Source organism: Mesorhizobium sp. SEMIA396 (assembly GCF_024518615.1).
Classification (GTDB): domain Bacteria; phylum Pseudomonadota; class Alphaproteobacteria; order Rhizobiales; family Rhizobiaceae; genus Mesorhizobium.
Window position 1 is genome coordinate 470,557 of the sequence record NZ_JANIFC010000002.1, and the last position, 17,787, is coordinate 488,343.

The following is a 17,787-nucleotide window of genomic DNA, read 5'->3' on the forward strand; positions in this document are numbered from 1 at the left end:
CGCTCTGTCCGGAAAGCCGGTTCAGGGCGATGTGCCAGGGACGTGTGGGCGATATGAATTTGCAGAGCATGACCGGTTTTGCACGTGCCGTCGCCGAGCACGAAGGCACCTCGATCGCCTGGGAGGTCAAGTCCGTCAACGGCAAGAGCGTCGAGGTACGGCTGCGGCTGCCGCAAGGCTTCGAGCGGTTGGAACCTGCTGTCCGGCAAATACTTCAGAAACGTTTTGCACGCGGCAATTTCCAGGCGACGCTGACCATCGGCCGTGCCGTTGGCGCGCAGGCGCAGCCGGTCGTCAACGAAGCCTTCCTGAAGGACCTTGCTGGGCTCGCCAAACGGCTGCAGGAGCAATTCGGCGTTGCTGCGGCGACGTCGGATGGATTGCTTTCGCTGCGCGGCGTGCTCGACATTCCTGAAACCGTCGAAACCGAGGAGGCGAGGGCCGCGCTCGATGCCGCGGTCATGGCCGCGCTCGAAGTGGCCTTGAACGGGCTCGAACAGGCACGGCAGGGCGAAGGAGCCGCGCTGGCTTTGCTGTTGTCGGGTCATATCGACACGATCGAGGCGCTGACGCTGCGGGCAGAAGTGGATCCATCCCGCGAGACCGCGGTGATCCGCGAACGCATCGCCGAGCAGGTCAGGCTGCTGATGGACGCTTCCGCCAATCTGGATGCCACCCGACTGCATATGGAGGCGGCGTTCCTGGCCACCAAGGCCGATATTCGCGAAGAGATCGACCGGCTGAAAACGCATGTCGCATCCGGCCGGGCACTGCTGGTGGGCGGCGGCGCGGTCGGTCGCAAGCTCGATTTTCTGGCACAGGAATTTAACCGCGAATCGAATACGCTGTGTTCCAAATCGAATGCCGCAGCCATCACCGCGATCGGCCTGGACCTGAAGGCGGTGGTCGACCAGTTTCGTGAACAGATCCAGAATCTGGAGTAGCCGATGGTTGCCAAGGATTTGGGGTCCCGCATACGCCGCCGGGGCCTGATGCTCGTCCTGTCGTCGCCGTCCGGCGCCGGCAAGTCGACGATCGCGCGCAATCTTCTGGAAAGCGATTCCAGCCTCGAACTGTCGGTCTCGGTCACCACCAGGCCGCGCCGTGGAAGCGAGATCGAAGGCGTCCACTATCATTTTCGGACGATGCGCGAATTCGAGCGGCTTCGTGATTCCGACGCGCTGCTGGAGTGGGCCGAGGTGCATGGCAATTGCTATGCGACGCCGCGCGAACCGGCCGAACTGGCGCTGTCCGAGGGGCGCGACATGCTGTTCGACATCGACTGGCAAGGCGCCCAGCAGCTCAAGGAGAAGATGCGCGCCGACATTGTCTCGATCTTCATCCTGCCGCCATCGATGAAGGAGTTGAAGGCGCGGCTGAAACGTCGCGCTGAAGACCAGGAGGCGGTGATCGAGACGCGGCTGAAAAACGCCCGCAACGAGATCGAGCACTGGAAGGAATATGATTTCGTCATCGTCAATGATGACCTTGACCGCGCCTTCGCCGAAGTGCGCGGCATCGTCGTCGCCGAGCGGCTAAGACGCGACCGCCGGCCAGGCCTGTTCGATTTCGTCTCTGGACTGTTGGACGAGAAGACGGGCTGAGACCTCTTCCTTCGCACCGTTCACGGGGAGAAGGTGGCCCGAAGGGCCGGATGAGGGGCGGTGCTGGCATTTCAAGGTTCGTGCTGCCCCCTCATCTGCCTGCCGGCATCTTCTCCCCGTAAACGGGGAGAAGAGAGCTACACGGCATTGGTCAGCCGCACGAATTCCTCGACGCTGAGCGTCTCGGCGCGGCGTGTCGGATCGATGCCGGCGCGTTCGAGCAGGGCCTCGCCGCCGAGGCTTTTCACGCTCTGCCGCAGCATCTTGCGACGTTGGCCGAAAGCGGCTTCTGTGACGCGGCCGAGTTTCTTCACCTCGGCGGGCAGGGGCGTCGGGCGCGGCACCAGATGCACCACCGAGGAGGTGACCTTTGGCGGCGGCGTGAATGCCTGTGGCGGTACGTCGAAGGCGATCCTCGCCTCCGTCCGCCAGCCGGCAAGAACCCCCAGCCGGCCATAGCTGTCGCTGCCGGCAGGCGCGACGATGCGCTCGGCCACCTCGCGCTGGAACATCAAAGTCATCGAGGTGTAGAAAGGCGGCCAGTCGCTGACCGTCAACCAGCGCACCAGCAGCTCCGTGCCGATATTGTAGGGCAGGTTGGCCACGATCTTGACCGGACCGCCATTGCCGGTCGCTCGGCTGGCAAGGCCTGCGAAATCCGTCTTCAGCGCATCGCCGGAAACAACCTCCAGCCGGCCGGGATAATGATCGGACACTTCGGCAAGGGCCGCTAGGCAGCGTTCGTCACGCTCGATGGCGATGACGTGACGCGCGCCGTTGGAAAGCAGGGCGCGGGTCAGCCCGCCGGGACCGGGACCGACCTCGATCACGGTTGCATCGGACAAGTCGCCGGCGGTGCGCGCGATCTTGCCGGTGAGGTTGAGGTCGAGCAGGAAATTCTGGCCGAGCGCCTTCTTTGCCCGCAGCCCATGACGCTCGATCACCTCGCGCAGCGGCGGCAGCCCGTCGATGCTCATGCCCGAGATCTCATACCGCAACCGCCTTCGTGTTCGTGTCGGCCAGCCGCCGGGCAAGCTTCAGCGCCGCTATCAGGCTGTCGGGCCGCGCCACACCCTTGCCGGCGATGTCGAAGGCCGTGCCGTGGTCGGGCGAGGTGCGGATGAAGGGCAGGCCGAGCGTGACATTGACCGCCTCGTCGAAAGCCAGCGCCTTGGCCGGGATCAGCGCCTGGTCGTGATACATGCAAAGGGCCGCGTCGTAGCCCGCCCGCGCCCGGACATGGAACAACGTGTCGGCCGGCAAAGGGCCGAAAGCGTCGATGCCATCGGCACGCAGGATGTCGACCGCCGGGCGCACGATCCGCTCGTCCTCGAGGCCCATGGCGCCGCCTTCGCCGGCATGCGGGTTGAGCCCGGCAATCGCCAGCCGTGGCTTGGCGATGCCGAAGCGGCCGGTAAGGTCGGCGGCGGTGATGCGCGCGGTGGCGACGATCAGCTCGGTGGTCAGTGCCTTCGGCACCTCGGCCAGCGCGATGTGGATGGTGACGGGAACGGTGCGCAGGTCGGGTCCTGCCAGCATCATCACCGGCATCGCCTCGACGCCGCTGTGCCGGGCCGCCAGATGCGCCAGATACTCGGTGTGGCCGGGGAAGCGAAAGCCGGCGTCGTAGAGCGGCTTCTTGGCGATGGGGCAGGTGACCACGGCCGAGGCTTCGCCGGCAAGGCAATCGGCGACGGCGCGGTCGATGGCCTCGATGGTGGCGGCCGCATTGGCCGGATCCGGCCGGCCGGGACTGTCGATGCAGCGGGCAGTCAGTGGAACGATCGGCAAGGCGCGGGCAAAGACCTGCGCCGCTTGCGCTGATGTCGTTTCGACGACCGGCAGCGAAATGCCGAGCAGGCGCGCCCGGGAGGCGATCAGCGCCGGATCGGCGAGCAGGTAGAAGGGGGGCAGGGCGGCAGCTTCGCGCGCCATAAAGGCGGCGATGGCGATCTCCGGCCCAATGCCGGACGGATCGCCGGCGCTCAACGCGAGCGCAGTCACTGCGTTGCTCACGTCAGCGCTTGACGATGCGGGCTTTTGCCTTCAGCTCGTCGACATATTTCTTGCTGAGCGCGTCGGCATCCTTGTCGCCGCCGGAGCCTTCGGCCTGAAACGCCATCTGGGCGACCTTGTCGTCGGACACTTCGCGCGACGAGCAGATGCCGATGAATTCGACGCCGCGTTCGGTTTCGCGCGTGGCAGTGGCACCGCCGACTTTGGTCGCCTTGATCTGCTCGGCCCAGTCCGGCGGCAGCTGCGGCGCCAGCACCCGGCCCAGATCCCGAACGGTGACGTCGATCAGGCCCTTGGCGAATTCGCGCGTCGTGTTGCAGCCGTTGAAGCGGGTGCGCATGGCGTCGGCCTCGCGCTTGCGTTTGCCCAGCGTCGCGCTGCGTTCAGCCGCCGGAACCACGAAGATGACCTGCTGCAGCATGTATTCGGTGGCGCTCGGTTTGGCGCCGCCTTTTTCGAGCATCTTCCTCACGAGATCCTGCTCGCTGACGGCACCGGTGCCGTCGCCGGAACGGTAGCGCGCGCTCAAAGCCTGGTTCCAGGCCATCTGGGCGCGGATGAATTCCTTGAAGTGGCTCTTGGTGACGCCTGACTTCTCCATGACGCCGTCAAGCTGGCTGAGCTGCATCTTGTTGCTCGAGGCAAAGCGCTGATACGCCGCCTCGACCTGTGCGTCGCTGATGCGGATGCCAAGCCGCTTGGCCTCGGCCATACGCAGCGTCTGGTCGATCATTTCCTGGCCGGCATCGCCCTTCTTGCGCTGCAGCTTCAGGAAGGCGGCGCGATGGGCTATGTCGCCGGTGGTGACCGGAATGTTGTTGACGACGTATTTGATCTCGCTGGCGAAAGCCGGCGGCGTCATTGCAGTGATCGACACGGACGTCGCCGCCACGAGCAACGCGAAACCTGCTGAAAAGAGGTATTTCCTCATCGTTGGTATCCCAATTCTATCCCGGTCCCGCCCAATTTCATCTTTCCAGGTGCGCGAAATCCGTGCCAGCCCTATGCGGCGAAACGATGTCGCCGATTGTTACTGGATCGTGTCGATGGCACTGGTCGACGAGCCGAATTCGCCGAGGGTGCGGAACGACAGATTGAAGCCGATGGTCTGCGACACCTCCCTGGTGTTCAGATCGCGCGACTGCGAGTAGGTCATCAGATAAGTGAAGCAGGAATCGTTGTAGGCGAAGCCGACACCGTCCTTGACCAGCAGGCTTTGCTGCAGGTCGTAGGTTCCTGTGCCGAAGACGCGCCAGTTTTCGGCCAGATGCGTGGATGCACCAAGTGTGACTTCGTGACGGTCTTCCGTGAAACCGTACAGCGGCTGGGCCTGGATGAAGGCGTATTTGGCGCTCAGCGACACAGGCAGGCCGGAATAGGCGGCCTTCACCTCGGCACGGCGGACCTCGAAACTCTGTTCGTCGAAACGGCCGCTGACCGAGGCCGCGAAGCCGTTGGGGCTGTTGATGCCGAACAGGCCGACATAGTCGGATTTGGTCGTGTCGAGGCCGGAATTGGCGCCGACATTGACCAGATCCGGCGCGGCAAAGGAGTTCTCGCCGCCGATCTGATAGGATTGGCCGAAAATGGCATTGGTACCCCAGCCATTGTTGTACGAGCCGGAATAGCGGAGGCCGACATTGGCGCGCGAACCGCCTTCGACGCGGTCGTAACCGGAGAACTTGTCGCGCTCGAACAAGGTGGTCGCGTCGAAGACCATGCTTTGGGCGTCTTCGTTGGGCACTGAGAGGCCGCCGACATATTGCTCGTTCGGACGCATGAAGACCTGCGCCATTGGCTCGATGACATGGCTGGACCCGCTGGCCATGGAAAACAGCACCGGCCAACGCATCTCGAGGCCCGCGGTTGCCATGTAACGGGCAAATGACGAGCGCATATCGTCCTGCTCGCCCAAATGCGTTGCCATTCGGTCGATGGCGTCTAGCGAAGCCGACGATGCGTTGAGGTAGTCCACGTCGCCCTGCAGCGCGAGCAACGGCGTTAGCACCAGTCCGCCATCTGTGACGAAACTCCGCTTCCACTCGGCCTCGGCGGTGAGGCGGCCCGATTCGCCTTCGATGCCGCGGACGCGCTGCGTCGGAGTGAGGGCATTGTAGGGCTGGACGAAGGTCTCGTCGACATCGTCGCGGCGGATGACACGCGCGTTGACATTGAGGGACAGCTGGCCGCCGGCCACCGAGGCATCAGGAATATAGGCGTAATCGAGCGACGGCAGCACCCAGGGCTGTTGTCCGCTTCGCGCAGAGATATTGTCGTCAGGCGTATCTTCCTGCACATCGAAATGCATGGCGCGCACGTCGAAATAGTTGCGGCCGTTGAGACCCGTCAAGTAGACCGACGACTGGTGGACGCTGCTATTGTACTTGTCGATGCCGTAGGTGTTCGAGAAGTTCTTGTCGGTCTGCAGCAGCACGTCCCAGCCGAAGTTCCAGCGTGAGTTGATGGCGAACTGCCCCTGGGTACCCATCATGCCGCGGAATTTGTTGGGATCGCCGGCGCTGCCCGAATTGACGTTGTGGCCAGAGCTGGATGGGAAGGCAGTAGTGTCGAGGAAGGCGTCGGGATTCTGCTGGTGTATCCCGGCGATCTTCAAGCTGTACTCGCCATTGTCGAAGCGCTGACGCCACTCGGCCTCACCGAGGAAGCCCTGCTTGGTATAGCCGGTGCCGGTGACGGTCAGGTCGTAGGTCGGCGCCAATGCGAGATAATAGGGGACTTTCACGCCGACGCCGAGATCGCTCTTGTAGATGATGCTCGGGATCAGGAAGCCGCTCTTGCGCTTCACCGTCGGGTCGGCAATTTCGAATGCAGGCAGATAGGCAAGCGGAAAACCGAAGAACTCGAAATTCGCATTCTCGAAGCGAACCGTCTTCTTCTCGCCGTTCCAGATGATCTTCTTGGCCTTGACGCGCCAGGTCGGCGCTTTGTCCGGCTTATCCTCGCACGGCTCGCAGGCGGTGTAGACGCCATTGTGGAAGGTGGTCAGCACGCCGCCCATGCGTTCTGCGCTTTCGGCGGCGAAATAGGCCTTGTCGATGGTTTCGACCCGCAACGCATTGACGAAGCCGTCGGCGAAGTCATCGGTGATGTCGATATGTTGCGAATTGATCTTGGTGCCGTCGCTGTTGATAACTTCGACGTTGCCGCTCGCGACCATCCGCTTGGTGTTGCGGTTGTATTCGACGCGCTGGGCGACAAGGCGATTGCCACCATAGTCGATCTGCACACCGCCGACGGCGGTCACGGTCTGGTTGTCGTTGTTGTAGACCAGCGTATCGGCCGCCAGCAGCATTTGCGAGCCGGCCGGAACCGATGTCGCCATGTCGCCGACGTCCTGCGCAAGCGCCGGTGCCGGAACGGCGTAGGCAAGCACGCACGCCAAGGCGGTCGCCGCATAGAGGCGCGCCAAACCGGCCTGCCTGTTGCTGGGCAAAAACGCCTCCCTCACTAGCCGTCTTCCTTGTATAGCAGGAAAGTCACCCCGAAGAACATAGCCACCATGACCGGTACCCAGGCGGCTACGACAGTCGGCACGAATCCCGCCACGCCGAATGCCTTCACCAGCACCGAAACGACATAAAGCAGAAAGCCAGCGATGATGCCACCCAGAATCATCGTCGCCGACTGTCCCATCCTAGCAAATCGCATTGAAACCGTTGCCGCGATCAGCGTCATGGCGACGAGAAGGAACGGCAACGCCACGAGCGAATCAAACTGCATGGCAAAAGCATTTGCCTTGAGGCCGAAGGAGCGGGCAACCTCGACCTTTCCGGGCAGGTCATAGAAGGGGATGGTTTCGGGGCGCGCCAGCCGCTCTTGCACGAATTCGGGCTTTAGATTGGTCGGTACGCGATCGGTTGCCGATGCCTGGATCGTGCCGTTCTGGAATGTCTTGACGTCCTGCAATTCCCAATAGCCGTCGCGCAGGAAGGCACGGGCGGCGTCCTTGCGCTCGACGATGTTGCCTTGCGGGTCGAGAATGAAAAATACGACATCGGCCATTTCCAGGCCCTGGTTCAGGATGGCCCGCGCACCGATGATGGTGTCGCCCGAACTGGTTTTCTGCCGGATCCAGGGCGCGGCATCGGCCGAGACCGTATTCGATTTGCCGGAACGCAGCTGGGTTTCGATCTGCTCCGACCAGGAGAATGCGTGCGCGGCGAGCGGATTGATGACACCAACCGACAGGACGCCGAACAGCAAGGCTCCGATGCAGCAGGGCAAGAGGAACTGCCAGGCGGAAACACCGGCGGAACGCGCGATGACCAACTCGTAGCGCCGGTTCAGCGACACCAGCGTCGCCATCGCCGAGAAGAGACCGACGAACGGCACCGTCTGCAGCATGATCATCGGCATACGGAGGCCTGAAATGGCTACCGCCGTGCCGTAGGTGAAGCCGGGCAGGCCGGTGGTGCGGCCGGACAGCTCGGTGAAGTCGATCAGGAACACCAATGCCAGGAGGCCGATGAAGAACCAGATGGTGATCGTCACATAGCGGAAGAAGAAGTAGCGGCCCAGTGTCCAGCCCATCAGCCGACCCCTTGCCCTGATGCGCCGCGCCTGGACAAACGCAATTTGAAAGCATTCCAGCTGTCAGCGATGCGCGTGGCGAAGTTTGTCATCCAGTCCGCCCAGGTCACCGGCAGTTCCAGTGTTCGGTTGGAGACGATGAACCAGATCGCCACCGCGGAAGCCACGATCGGCACGCCATAGACCATATACGCATATTGCGGGACCTCATCCGCCTTGCTGGCGGCAAAAAAGCCCAGCCAACGCACGAACAGCGATATCGTGATCGCCGTGATCAGCGGATTGACGCGCGCCTCGCGGTGCGAGCGCGCATCCCCGGCGACCGCAAGCGCGATCAGCGCGAAAACCATGGAATAGGTCCATTCCGAGAACCGTTGGTTGACCTCGGCCCGGTATTCGTAGGGGTTCTGCTGATAGTACTTGTCGTTGGCGCCCGGGTTGAGCAGGTACTGCGTCGTCTGGTCCTTGGGCAGGAGCGTCACCGCCGAAGCCGCCGCCATGAAGGCCGACATGTCGAAGGCATAGGAGGTAAAGCGGATGACGGAGAGATCGCCGGTCAGCGTTTTGCGATGGATGACGCCGTCATTCATCATCAGCACCTTTTCACCGCCGCGTTCGACGATGCTGCCGGTCTTGGCGTAGTAGACGAGGTTGACGCCTTCCTCGCGCGAATCGGCGACGAAAATGCCACCCAGCCGATTGTCGGGAAGGCGCTCACCGATCTGCAGGAACAGCCCGTCGTCAATCTTGCGGAAGGTGCCTTCCTGGATGATCAGCGACAACAGATCCGCGCGCGACGAGGCCACCAGTGCCCGGTTCTTCTGCCGTGCGTAAGGGTCGATGCCGTTGTCGACGGCAAAGGAAAAAACGGCGGCGGCGAGCGCCAGCAACATGATCGGCCGTACGATCGTCCAGCGCGAGGCCCCCGCGGCGTTGACGACGGCGAGTTCGGAATCCGAATTCATCACACTGAGTGTCTGTGCGACTGCCACCACCAGCGCAAAAGGCACCACGATCGGGATGATGGACGGAAGGATGAGGGCGGCGACTTCGAAGAAGGTCAACGCCGACTGGCCGCTGTCTGTCACCAGATCGATCTTTGCCAGCACCTGTGTCGTCCACACGATCGCCAGCGTCCACACAAGAGCGGCCATGAAGACCACGAAAGCGCGGCGCATGATGTAGCGTTCAACGACCTTCATGAAGGCTTTTCTCGATTTTTTCGAACGGCATCATGCCACCGAACAAGGTAGCTGTCCGGCAGCGCCTGCACAACTGGCTCCATCAGATGGTCGATCCGGGTTCTGTCCCACATTACGCCCCCCGGCTGGGCGGAGTGTCGGCGGGAATAGATAAGAAAGGGCGAACATCGATGGTTAACAACAGGTTGCGGCAAAAAGCGGGGCCGTGCCGCGACGAATCGTCATCGATTCCATAGGTCATATGGGATGCCAATTCGGCAAAGTCTTGCCAAATGCCGGAAAACGACCAAATGTCGCGCATCGTTTCGAACCGCTTCCCCAAAAGTCGCGCATTCCCTGAAAGCAGGACATGATGAATCAAAGACCGTCGATCGCCTTCGCCAAATTTTCCGGGTCCCAGAGCGCGGTAAACAAGAAGGGCACTGTCTTCGTGTTCGCGGCGGATGAGGGCGGCCTGAGCGACGTCGCCAAGGCCGGCGATCCCGGCAAGACATTGGAGCGGGCCTTTCCCGTGGCTGAGTTCATGGGCAAGTTCGCCAGTACGGTGGAAGTTCTGGCGCCGCAGGGAGCGTCGCTCGACAGACTGGTGGCGATAGGCACCGGCAAGGTGTCGGGACTGGACGAATATGCGTGGCTGAAGCTTGGCGGCACCGTTGCCGCGTCGCTGCGCAAGGCGACCGAAGTGGCGGTGGTCCTCAATGTGGCCGGCGCTTCGCCGAGTGCGAAGGACGCGGCAAACCTTGCCGCGGGCATTCTCCTGCGCAGCTATTCCTTCGATAAGTACAAGACCAGGAAGGACAAGGACGACAGCAAGGCAGAGCCGAAGAAGTCGGTCAAGGTGACCATCCACACCGCCGATCCGGCCGCTGCGAAGAAGGCCTTCGCCGATGCCGAGGCGGTGATAGACGGCGTCCTGCTGGCGCGCGACCTCGTCAACGAACCGGCAAACGTGCTTGGGCCGGTCGAGTTCGCTGCCCGCGCCAAGGAACTCGAGGCGCTAGGCGTCAAGGTCGAGATATTGGCTGAGAAGGAAATGAAGAAGCTCGGCATGGGCTCGCTGCTCGGTGTCGCGCAAGGCTCGCCGCGCGGCGCCCGCATGGCGATCATGCAGTGGAACGGCGGCAAGCCGAAGGACAGCCCGATCGCCTTCGTCGGCAAGGGCGTCACTTTCGACACCGGCGGCAATTCCATAAAGCCGGCCTCGGGCATGGAGGATATGAAGGGCGACATGGGCGGTGCCGCCGCCGTCACCGGCCTGATGCATGCGCTGGCGGCCCGCAAGGCGAAAGCCAATGTCGTCGGTATCATCGGACTGGTCGAAAATGCCGTCGACGGTCATGCCCAGCGTCCCGGTGATATCGTCACTTCGATGTCGGGCCAGACCATCGAGGTGCTCAATACCGATGCCGAGGGCCGCCTCGTGCTGGCCGATGCGTTGTGGTACTGCAACGACCGCTTCCAGCCGAAATTCATGGTCAATCTGGCGACGCTGACCGGCGCCATTATGGTGGCGCTCGGCCAACATTATGCCGGCCTGTTTTCCAACAATGACGAGCTGGCCGAAAAGTTGTCGGCGGCGGGGCAGGCGACGCAGGAACGGCTGTGGCGCATGCCGCTCGGTGCCGAATACGACAAGCTCATCGATTCCAAGAACGCCGACATGAAGAACATCGGCGGCCGTTTTGGCGGCGCCACCATTGCGGCGCAGTTTCTGCAGCGCTTCGTCAAGGATACGCCATGGGCTCATCTCGACATTGCCGGCACGGCGATGGGGGCGCCGTCGAACGAGATCAACCAGTCCTGGGGTTCCGGTTTCGGCGTCAGGCTGCTCGACCGGCTGGTGCGCGATAATTATGAGCAGTGAACGGGTTCAATCACTATAGGCTGAAGCGATGGCCGACGTCCTGTTCTACCACCTGACCGAATCGACGCTGGAGGATGCGCTGCCAGGCCTCCTGGAACGCAGCGTCGACCGTGGCTGGCGCGCCGTGGTGCAGACAGGCACGGAGGAACGCCGCGATGCGCTCGACCAGCATCTGTGGACCTTCCGCGACGATTCGTTCCTGGCGCACGCAACCGATCGTGAGGCTCATCCCGGTGAACAGCCGATTCTGTTGACCACCGGCGACGGCAATCCCAACGACGCCAAGATTAGGTTCCTGGTCGACGGTGCGGTGCCGCCTGACCTTGGCGGCTACGAGCGCGCGGTGTTCCTGTTCGATGGCCACGATGCCGCCCAACTCGAGGCGGCGCGAGGGCACTGGAAGGTGATGAAGAGCGCTGGCCACGCCGTCACCTACTGGCAACAGACGCCAGATCGCCGCTGGGAGCGCAAGGCTTAAGGCAGGTCGCCTGAACGTCAGGCGACATGCTTGACCTGTGGCGTGTCACGACAATATCTACTGCTTGGCCTTGATCCGGTTCATTTTCGTTGTGACGTAGTCGCCGTATTTCAATTTCATCGACTCGTCCGACCGGTTTCGACGCGAGCTCTTGAAAACGTACCATTCGCCATCAGGCGATTTACGCTTGTAGATAACCTTGCCCACTTGGCGATGCTCGAAGCAGGTCATCGAGCCCTTCACCCCCCAGGAGCCATGCCATTGCGCGCGGTAGCAGAGCTTGCCGCCGCCGGGAATGAACCACATGCCGTCGCCATAGCCCGACTTGCCCTTGTCGTGAGTCCAGGCATCGAACTGCCTCTGCTTGACGGCAAAGAACCCGGCGCCCTTCTTGCCCCACAGCCACGAATGGTTCTGATAAATCTGGTAGACGCCTTCGTCAGGAACGACTGTGGCTTTTTGCGCCTGCTCGGCGATCCTTGTCGCCGTCTTGGCCGTCGCAGGAACCTGAAAGGCAAGAACAAGAACGGAGCAGGCGAATGCCGCTCCGAGATAATTTCCCACTACCCGTTTCACGAAACTTCTCCACAGACTGATTTACGCCACGCCTCAACCCTCATCCCGAACCGCTGGTTCGAGATGGATCATGATCAAACAAGGAGATTGGAAATCGATCCCGATCGCGTCGAGATCGATCAGCACGATGCGTCTACGGCAGGACGTGCTGGGTCACCCTCCAGTCGGGCAGACCATAGCCACCCAGCCACGGCCACACTTCCTTCTGGTTGAAGTAGACGACCGAAGTCAGCGCCGGGAACTCCGCGTAGGATTTGCGGGAATCTTCCTGCCATTTCGAGACATAGTCCTGCTTTCCGACATAGCCGAGTTCCGCAACGACGATCGGCTTGTTGAACACTGCAACGCGGTCATAGCCGGGCTTCAGCAGCTCAGCGAAGGTACGGTCATGACCGGCCTCGTCATTGTCCTTTTTCTGCAGACCGAACACCGACAGGCCGATGACGTCGACATAGTCGTCGCCGGGGTAGTATTTTTCCAGACCCTCTTCGCCCTTGGGCGACCACATATACTTGGCGGCGGGGGCAGCCTTGCGGCAGATATCCACCTCGCGCTTGTAAGCGGAGATCCAGTCCTTGGGAGCCCAGTTGGCCCAAGTGAAGCGGCCGTTCTTGTCTTCCATTTCCTGAGCCCAGCGAATGGTCACCGGGCTCTTCATCTGTCCCACCAGGCCGCAGATTGCCTGCATGTTGGCGTCATATTTGCCGCTCAAAATGCCGTCGCGCAATTCGGGCGGGGTGATGCGCCAGTCCTTCGACCAGGTCCACGGCTCAACCGTAATCAGCAGCGAACGTCCGCGTTGCAGCGCATAGGCGTCGGCAAGCGGCAGCGTCGACAGGTCGACGTCTTCCCAAGGCAGGAACAGCTCTTCGATGCTGGCACTCTTGTCGGCGCTGAAGTCGCCGTAGGGATCATAGGATCCGAACGCCGAGGCGGCGCTGCTCGTTTGGAAGGGGTCCGTCGCGGCTACCGAGCCAGCGCCTCCTGCCGTGGGGAACGCGGCGCTTCCGCCCAATGCCAGCGCGATTGCGAGTGCTTTTACTGTGGAGTATTTCATGTCGATCTCCCATGGCCCCAACCACTTTCGGAAGTTAAGGCTTCGCCCGTGCGCATCGATGCCTGATCGACACGACTACCCAAAAACCGATCGGCTCTATTTGGCAGAATCTGCGGGATTTCGGAGCGACCCCATTGGCGGATGTGCGAACCTGGCACAGAGCCACCCAAAATTACCTCTCAAGCCCCTATACAGGGGGGCGTTCGAGAGAAAGTTCGCCGCGATACTCACAAATTCGCGTCAAAATCCCGATATATCATCCCTGGCTAATTTAAGAGCCGGTCAGGGCCAAGAGTCAAGCACAATTAACGGTTGCTTAACCTTGACGACCGCAACATGGTTAACGGCTTTGGCCGGATCCCCTCCGACTGCCTCGACCCGTCGGTGAATTTCCAGCACCGAAGAGTTTGCCGGCTCGCCGCCAGACTGACTGCTCGGTAGCGGCTATTCCTCCCCCGATACGCATTAGGTTAACCAAATCTCAAGAATCATATTCAACAAACAATTAATTTAGTTGACGCTAAGAAAGCATTAGCTAATTCTATCCTGGGATTTTGGGAGCTTCCAGCCACCTTGTCGGCGGAAGCCCAAAGTGGCGGGCGAGTAAGTGTATGAGTGCTTCCGTGCATGATGGCGTCGTCGGCCATAAGAGCCGACGGGCGCATCGATCTGAGGCGGCTCTGGCAGTCACTGCGCAGAAGGGACCCTTTCTGGTGCCCGTGCTGTCGGCCTTTCAGCAATGGATCCTGAGACTGGCGCTGGCTTTCTGGTTCTGCACACTTGGGTTTTTCTGGATCTGGTGGCTGAAGCCGGAGCATGTCGAACATCTCGGGCCATACACGTTCGCAACACTCATCCTGGTATGGCTCACGCTCATGCCGTTGTACTTTCTATTGAACGTGCATGCGTCGAAAAAACCGTCCAAGCTTCACACGATCCCGAAGCGTTCGCGGGTCGCGATGGTGGTCACCAAGGCCCCCTCCGAACCGTTTGCCGTCGTTGCGCGCACGCTCGAAGCGATGCTGGCACAGGATTACCCGCACGATACCTGGCTGGCCGACGAGGATCCCTCCGAAGAGACAGTTCGCTGGTGCGACGCTCACGGCGTGATGATTTCGACGCGGCGCGGCAGGCAAGACTATCACCGCACGACATGGCCACGCCGGACGCGCTGCAAGGAAGGCAATTTGGCGTTCTTCTACGACCACTATGGCTACGAGCGTTACGATTTCGTCGCCCAGATGGATGCGGACCATGTACCGACGCCAACCTATCTGAGGGAGATCCTGTTTCCCTTCGCCGATCCCTCGGTTGGCTATGTCTCGGCGCCGAGCATCTGCGACAACAACGCCGCCGAGAGTTGGGCGGCGCGCGGCAGGCTGTTTCCGGAAGGGATGTTTCACGGACCGCTGCAGTCCGGCCATACGGGCGGTGGAGCTCCGCTCTGCATCGGCTCGCATTATGCCGTGCGGACCAAGGCGCTGAAGCAGGCGGGCGGTCTCGGTCCTGAACTGGCGGAAGATCACTCCACCTCCATGTTGATCAACGCGGCCGGATGGCACGGCGTGCATGCGCTCGACGCCATCGCCCATGGCGATGGCCCGCAGACCTTCGCCGACCTCATCACCCAGGAATTCCAGTGGTCGCGCAGTCTGATGACGATCCTGCTCGAATATTCGCCGAGCTATCTCCCAAAGCTGTCGCCGCGGCTGAGATTCCAATTCCTCTTTTGCCAGCTCTGGTATCCGCTGTTCGCCGTCTTTGCGTTGCTGATGTACGTCATGCCGGTCTATGCGCTGTCTACCGGGCGCAACTTCGCCAATGTCATGTATCTCGACTTTTTGTTCTACTATCTGCCGAACGCGGTCGCGCTGGTTGGCCTGGTGATGCTGCTGAAGGCGTTCGGCCTCTCGCGCCCGATGACGGCCAAGACGATCAGCTGGGAAGGCACGCTGTTCCTCTTCTTCGCGCGTTGGCCTTGGGTGCTGGCCGGCACGTTGTCGTCGATCCGCGACTATCTGACCAAATCATTCGTCGATTTCCGCGTCACGCCCAAGGGCAGCGGCCCCAAGCACCTTCTGCCGGCTCGCGCCCTCACTCCCTATGTGGCGCTGGCCATCGGCGCGGCACTGCCTGTCCTGCTCGTTGAGCACCCCTTCGATGCCACCGGCTTCTACTGGTTCGCCGCCTTCAACGCCTTCCTCTACGGGCTGCTGGTTGTTGTGATTGTCGTAAGGCACGTCATCGAAAACAGGATTCCGTTGCGCGCCAATGCGGCGAAAGTCGCCTTTCAGGGGTCGCTTGCCGTGCTGGCGCTGATCGTGCCCGCCGCGGGCTTCTACGATCGCGGCATGGAAGGCGTCTACGGACTGCAGCAGGGCGCCGGTGGCCTGCGCATCGTGCGCATCGCCTATGTGGTTTCCGGCGCCGGCCAGGGCAACATCGGTGGCCGCAATTTCTACTTCGATCCAGGTTGGGAAACGCGGCGCTGAATGCTGGAGGCGTCCGCGTAGCGGGCCGGCACTCTGGACGGCTGCAGGCACGAGCCCAAAGATCAAACTTTAATTATATCCGATCGATTGCCGAAAGGCCGCGTTCATCGTGTCGTTTGCATGATCTTTAATAAGTTTCCCCTAATATACAATCCATGATGTGAGCGGCGATAGGCTGCTCGCGTGGCGCGGAAGCCAAAAAAGCAAATAGATCTCCGCGCTGCAACGAATTATATTCGTGGTAGGGGACAATGATGAACAAAGGTATGGAAAGAAGGGCAAGGATCGGCGCGAAATATGCTTGTGCATTTGCCGCCGTTGCATTGATCTCGATACTCTCAGGTTGCCAGAGCAAGGACGCGACCAAGACCAGCTCGATCGGCACAAAGTCCGTGGTGCATACGCTCGGCAAGAAGGTGCACGACGTCAAGAAGAAGCGGCTGCATCTGTTCAACCGCAAGCCGCTCACACAGACGACCATGGTGACGCGTACGAGGGAGGAGGCCTATGCGGCCTTCGTGCGGCCGCAGCGGGTCGGAAGGCCGGCGCCGGTGAAGGTCTCCTACCGTCTGGGCAATGGCGGCCCGTTCCTTGGCCGTTCGCCTTGGATTTGTGGCCCGAGCGGTTTCGGCCAGCGCGCCAGCTGCCGTTCGCGCTACTAGACCATCAGACCTAAAAGTGGCGGCGCGATTTGAATGAAGGATCCGCCGCTCTTGTATTCGCCAGGGGGCGCGAGTCGAGGGCGAGAGGTTGGCGCAGACGTTGCGCCTTGCCTCTTGCCCTCAGGCCGCCATTCCTGGGATCAATGAACCCTGCCAGTCCGCCGTCGGCCTGAAACCAAAATCCCTCCCAGCAAGCTATCGATGAAGCCACTGCCCCGGTCAACGCTGGGGACGGAGAGCCTCGATGGCGTCCCGATCACCTCATGATGGCCGGCTCGGGCGGAGCCAGCCGTCATTGTCACTGCGCGCCGGCTGTGGCCGCGCGACATAGGCCGATGCTCCATTCGCTTCGTGATAGACCCGTGCCAGCATTTCAGCCAGTACGCCCGACGTCACCATCTGCACCCCGGCGATGAGCAGGAAGAAGCCGGTGAACAGCATCGGTCGCGTTCCAATGTCTTCGGCGAAAAGCAGCTTCAGGCAAAGCAGGTAGGCAAGGATCAGCGAACCCAGAGCGCCAAGCACGATGCCGATGCCGCCGAAGAAGTGCCCGGGCCGCGTGCGATAACGCATGAAGAAGTACATGAAGACCAGATCGAGCACGACCCTGAAGGTGCGCGAAATGCCGTATTTGGATTGGCCATGGATGCGGGCGTGATGCGTCACCACTTCCTGCGCGATGCGTCTGGGGGTCGTCACCGTGGCCAGCCATGCCGGGATGAAGCGGTGCATCTCGCCATAGAGCTTGACGCTGCGGATGACGTTGCCGCGATAGACCTTGAGGCTGCAGCCATAGTCCTTGAGGCGCACCCCGGTGACGCGCGCGATCAGCGCGTTGGCGATGCGCGAGGGCAGCCTGCGCATGAAAAAACCTTCCTGGCGATCCTTGCGCCAGCCCACCACCAGGTCGAGATCCTCGCTCAACAGGCGGTAGACCATACGCGGAATGTCGTAGGGATCATTTTGCAGGTCGCCGTCGATCGTGGCGATGACGTCGCCGCGCGCTGCGTCGATACCGGCCTGCATCGCGGCGGTTTGCTTGTAGTTGCGCACCAGCTCGACCGCATGCACATGCGGGCCGTAATGCGCCGCCAGGCGCCTGATCTCGCTCACCGTCGCGTCGGTGCTGCCGTCATCGACCAGCACGACCTCCCACGGCTGGCCGTAGCGTTCCATCGCCTGGTGAATCCGCACCAGCAGCGGTTCGACGTTCTCGGCCTCGTTGTACATGGGCACGACGATGGACAGTGTATGGTCCGGCATCACCGCGCCGTCAGGCAGTCCC

General features: G+C 61.7%; 15 protein-coding genes. 6 read left to right on the plus strand and 9 right to left on the minus strand.

From position 1 onward, the window contains the following. Positions 1-53 precede the first annotated feature (53 nt). On the plus strand, positions 54-944 hold the full coding sequence (locus NP503_RS07160; RefSeq protein ID WP_127272657.1) for a YicC/YloC family endoribonuclease: 891 nt from the start codon (positions 54-56) through the stop codon (positions 942-944). Positions 945-947: 3 nt separating this feature from the next. Further along, positions 948-1,604: a guanylate kinase gene (gene gmk, locus NP503_RS07165; RefSeq protein WP_013532512.1), complete on the plus strand. Its 657-nt coding sequence runs from the start codon at positions 948-950 to the stop codon at positions 1,602-1,604. 137 nt (positions 1,605-1,741) lie between these two features. Here gmk and rsmA read toward each other — a convergent pair whose 3' ends face one another. The 6 genes from rsmA to lptF form a co-directional block, all read right to left on the minus strand. Continuing rightward, positions 1,742-2,581, minus strand: coding sequence for a 16S rRNA (adenine(1518)-N(6)/adenine(1519)-N(6))-dimethyltransferase RsmA (gene rsmA, locus NP503_RS07170; RefSeq protein WP_127268606.1), 840 nt, complete (start codon positions 2,579-2,581; stop codon positions 1,742-1,744). Positions 2,582-2,591: 10 nt separating this feature from the next. Next, entirely contained in the window at positions 2,592-3,620 is a 1,029-nt protein-coding gene (pdxA, locus tag NP503_RS07175) for a 4-hydroxythreonine-4-phosphate dehydrogenase PdxA (RefSeq protein ID WP_127268605.1), read from the minus strand. Between the two features lies 1 nt (position 3,621). After that, on the minus strand, positions 3,622-4,551 hold the full coding sequence (locus NP503_RS07180) for a peptidylprolyl isomerase (protein WP_127268604.1): 930 nt from the start codon (positions 4,549-4,551) through the stop codon (positions 3,622-3,624). Between the two features lie 99 nt (positions 4,552-4,650). After that, a complete protein-coding gene (locus NP503_RS07185; protein WP_164748861.1) occupies positions 4,651-7,089 on the minus strand; it encodes an LPS-assembly protein LptD in 2,439 nt (812 codons plus the stop codon). Beyond that, positions 7,089-8,174 carry an LPS export ABC transporter permease LptG gene (lptG, locus tag NP503_RS07190; RefSeq protein ID WP_031213741.1) on the minus strand — a complete coding sequence of 362 codons (1,086 nt, stop codon included), beginning with the start codon at positions 8,172-8,174 and terminating at the stop codon, positions 7,089-7,091. The genes NP503_RS07185 and lptG overlap by 1 nt, the downstream gene beginning before the upstream one ends. Then, positions 8,171-9,373 carry an LPS export ABC transporter permease LptF gene (gene lptF, locus NP503_RS07195; RefSeq protein ID WP_127267686.1) on the minus strand — a complete coding sequence of 401 codons (1,203 nt, stop codon included), beginning with the start codon at positions 9,371-9,373 and terminating at the stop codon, positions 8,171-8,173. The genes lptG and lptF overlap by 4 nt, the downstream gene beginning before the upstream one ends. 352 nt (positions 9,374-9,725) lie before the next feature. On the opposite strand from lptF, the gene NP503_RS07200 reads away from it, so the two are divergent. Both NP503_RS07200 and NP503_RS07205 read left to right on the plus strand, forming a co-directional pair. Beyond that, complete coding sequence (locus tag NP503_RS07200) at positions 9,726-11,237, plus strand: leucyl aminopeptidase (RefSeq protein ID WP_127267688.1); 1,512 nt, start codon at positions 9,726-9,728, stop codon at positions 11,235-11,237. Positions 11,238-11,265: 28 nt separating this feature from the next. Continuing rightward, positions 11,266-11,715, plus strand: coding sequence for a DNA polymerase III subunit chi (locus NP503_RS07205; RefSeq protein WP_023813773.1), 450 nt, complete (start codon positions 11,266-11,268; stop codon positions 11,713-11,715). Between the two features lie 57 nt (positions 11,716-11,772). Here NP503_RS07205 and NP503_RS07210 read toward each other — a convergent pair whose 3' ends face one another. Then, positions 11,773-12,291 (minus strand): DUF995 domain-containing protein, encoded by a 519-nt coding sequence (locus NP503_RS07210; RefSeq protein WP_127267685.1) that lies wholly within the window; start codon positions 12,289-12,291, stop codon positions 11,773-11,775. Positions 12,292-12,424: 133 nt separating this feature from the next. Continuing rightward, entirely contained in the window at positions 12,425-13,348 is a 924-nt protein-coding gene (locus NP503_RS07215) for a glycoside hydrolase family 26 protein (protein WP_127267684.1), read from the minus strand. A gap of 611 nt (positions 13,349-13,959) precedes the next feature. Here NP503_RS07215 and NP503_RS07220 point away from each other — a divergent pair. Both NP503_RS07220 and NP503_RS07225 read left to right on the plus strand, forming a co-directional pair. Beyond that, positions 13,960-15,840, plus strand: coding sequence for a glycosyltransferase family 2 protein (locus NP503_RS07220; protein WP_127267683.1), 1,881 nt, complete (start codon positions 13,960-13,962; stop codon positions 15,838-15,840). Between the two features lie 254 nt (positions 15,841-16,094). After that, a complete protein-coding gene (locus tag NP503_RS07225) occupies positions 16,095-16,502 on the plus strand; it encodes a hypothetical protein (protein WP_127267682.1) in 408 nt (135 codons plus the stop codon). A 261-nt stretch (positions 16,503-16,763) separates the two neighbouring features. Here the strand turns inward: NP503_RS07225 and NP503_RS07230 are convergent, their stop codons facing one another. After that, the gene (locus tag NP503_RS07230; protein ID WP_236383117.1) at positions 16,764-17,765 is read right to left on the minus strand and encodes a glycosyltransferase family 2 protein; all 1,002 of its coding nucleotides are present in this window, start codon (positions 17,763-17,765) and stop codon (positions 16,764-16,766) included. Between the last annotated feature and the right edge of the window lie 22 nt (positions 17,766-17,787).

Coding starts and splice junctions, on each gene's coding strand:
- NP503_RS07220 (WP_127267683.1), top strand. CDS start 13,960: ATGAGTGCTTCCGTGCATGATGGCGTCGTCGGCCATAAGAGCCGACGG.
- NP503_RS07225 (WP_127267682.1), top strand. CDS start 16,095: ATGAACAAAGGTATGGAAAGAAGGGCAAGGATCGGCGCGAAATATGCT.
- NP503_RS07230 (WP_236383117.1), bottom strand. CDS start 17,765: ATGCCGGACCATACACTGTCCATCGTCGTGCCCATGTACAACGAGGCC.
- NP503_RS07180 (WP_127268604.1), bottom strand. CDS start 4,551: ATGAGGAAATACCTCTTTTCAGCAGGTTTCGCGTTGCTCGTGGCGGCG.
- lptF (WP_127267686.1), bottom strand. CDS start 9,373: ATGAAGGTCGTTGAACGCTACATCATGCGCCGCGCTTTCGTGGTCTTC.
- NP503_RS07205 (WP_023813773.1), top strand. CDS start 11,266: ATGGCCGACGTCCTGTTCTACCACCTGACCGAATCGACGCTGGAGGAT.
- NP503_RS07200 (WP_127267688.1), top strand. CDS start 9,726: ATGAATCAAAGACCGTCGATCGCCTTCGCCAAATTTTCCGGGTCCCAG.
- rsmA (WP_127268606.1), bottom strand. CDS start 2,581: ATGAGCATCGACGGGCTGCCGCCGCTGCGCGAGGTGATCGAGCGTCAT.
- NP503_RS07215 (WP_127267684.1), bottom strand. CDS start 13,348: ATGAAATACTCCACAGTAAAAGCACTCGCAATCGCGCTGGCATTGGGC.
- gmk (WP_013532512.1), top strand. CDS start 948: ATGGTTGCCAAGGATTTGGGGTCCCGCATACGCCGCCGGGGCCTGATG.
- NP503_RS07160 (WP_127272657.1), top strand. CDS start 54: ATGAATTTGCAGAGCATGACCGGTTTTGCACGTGCCGTCGCCGAGCAC.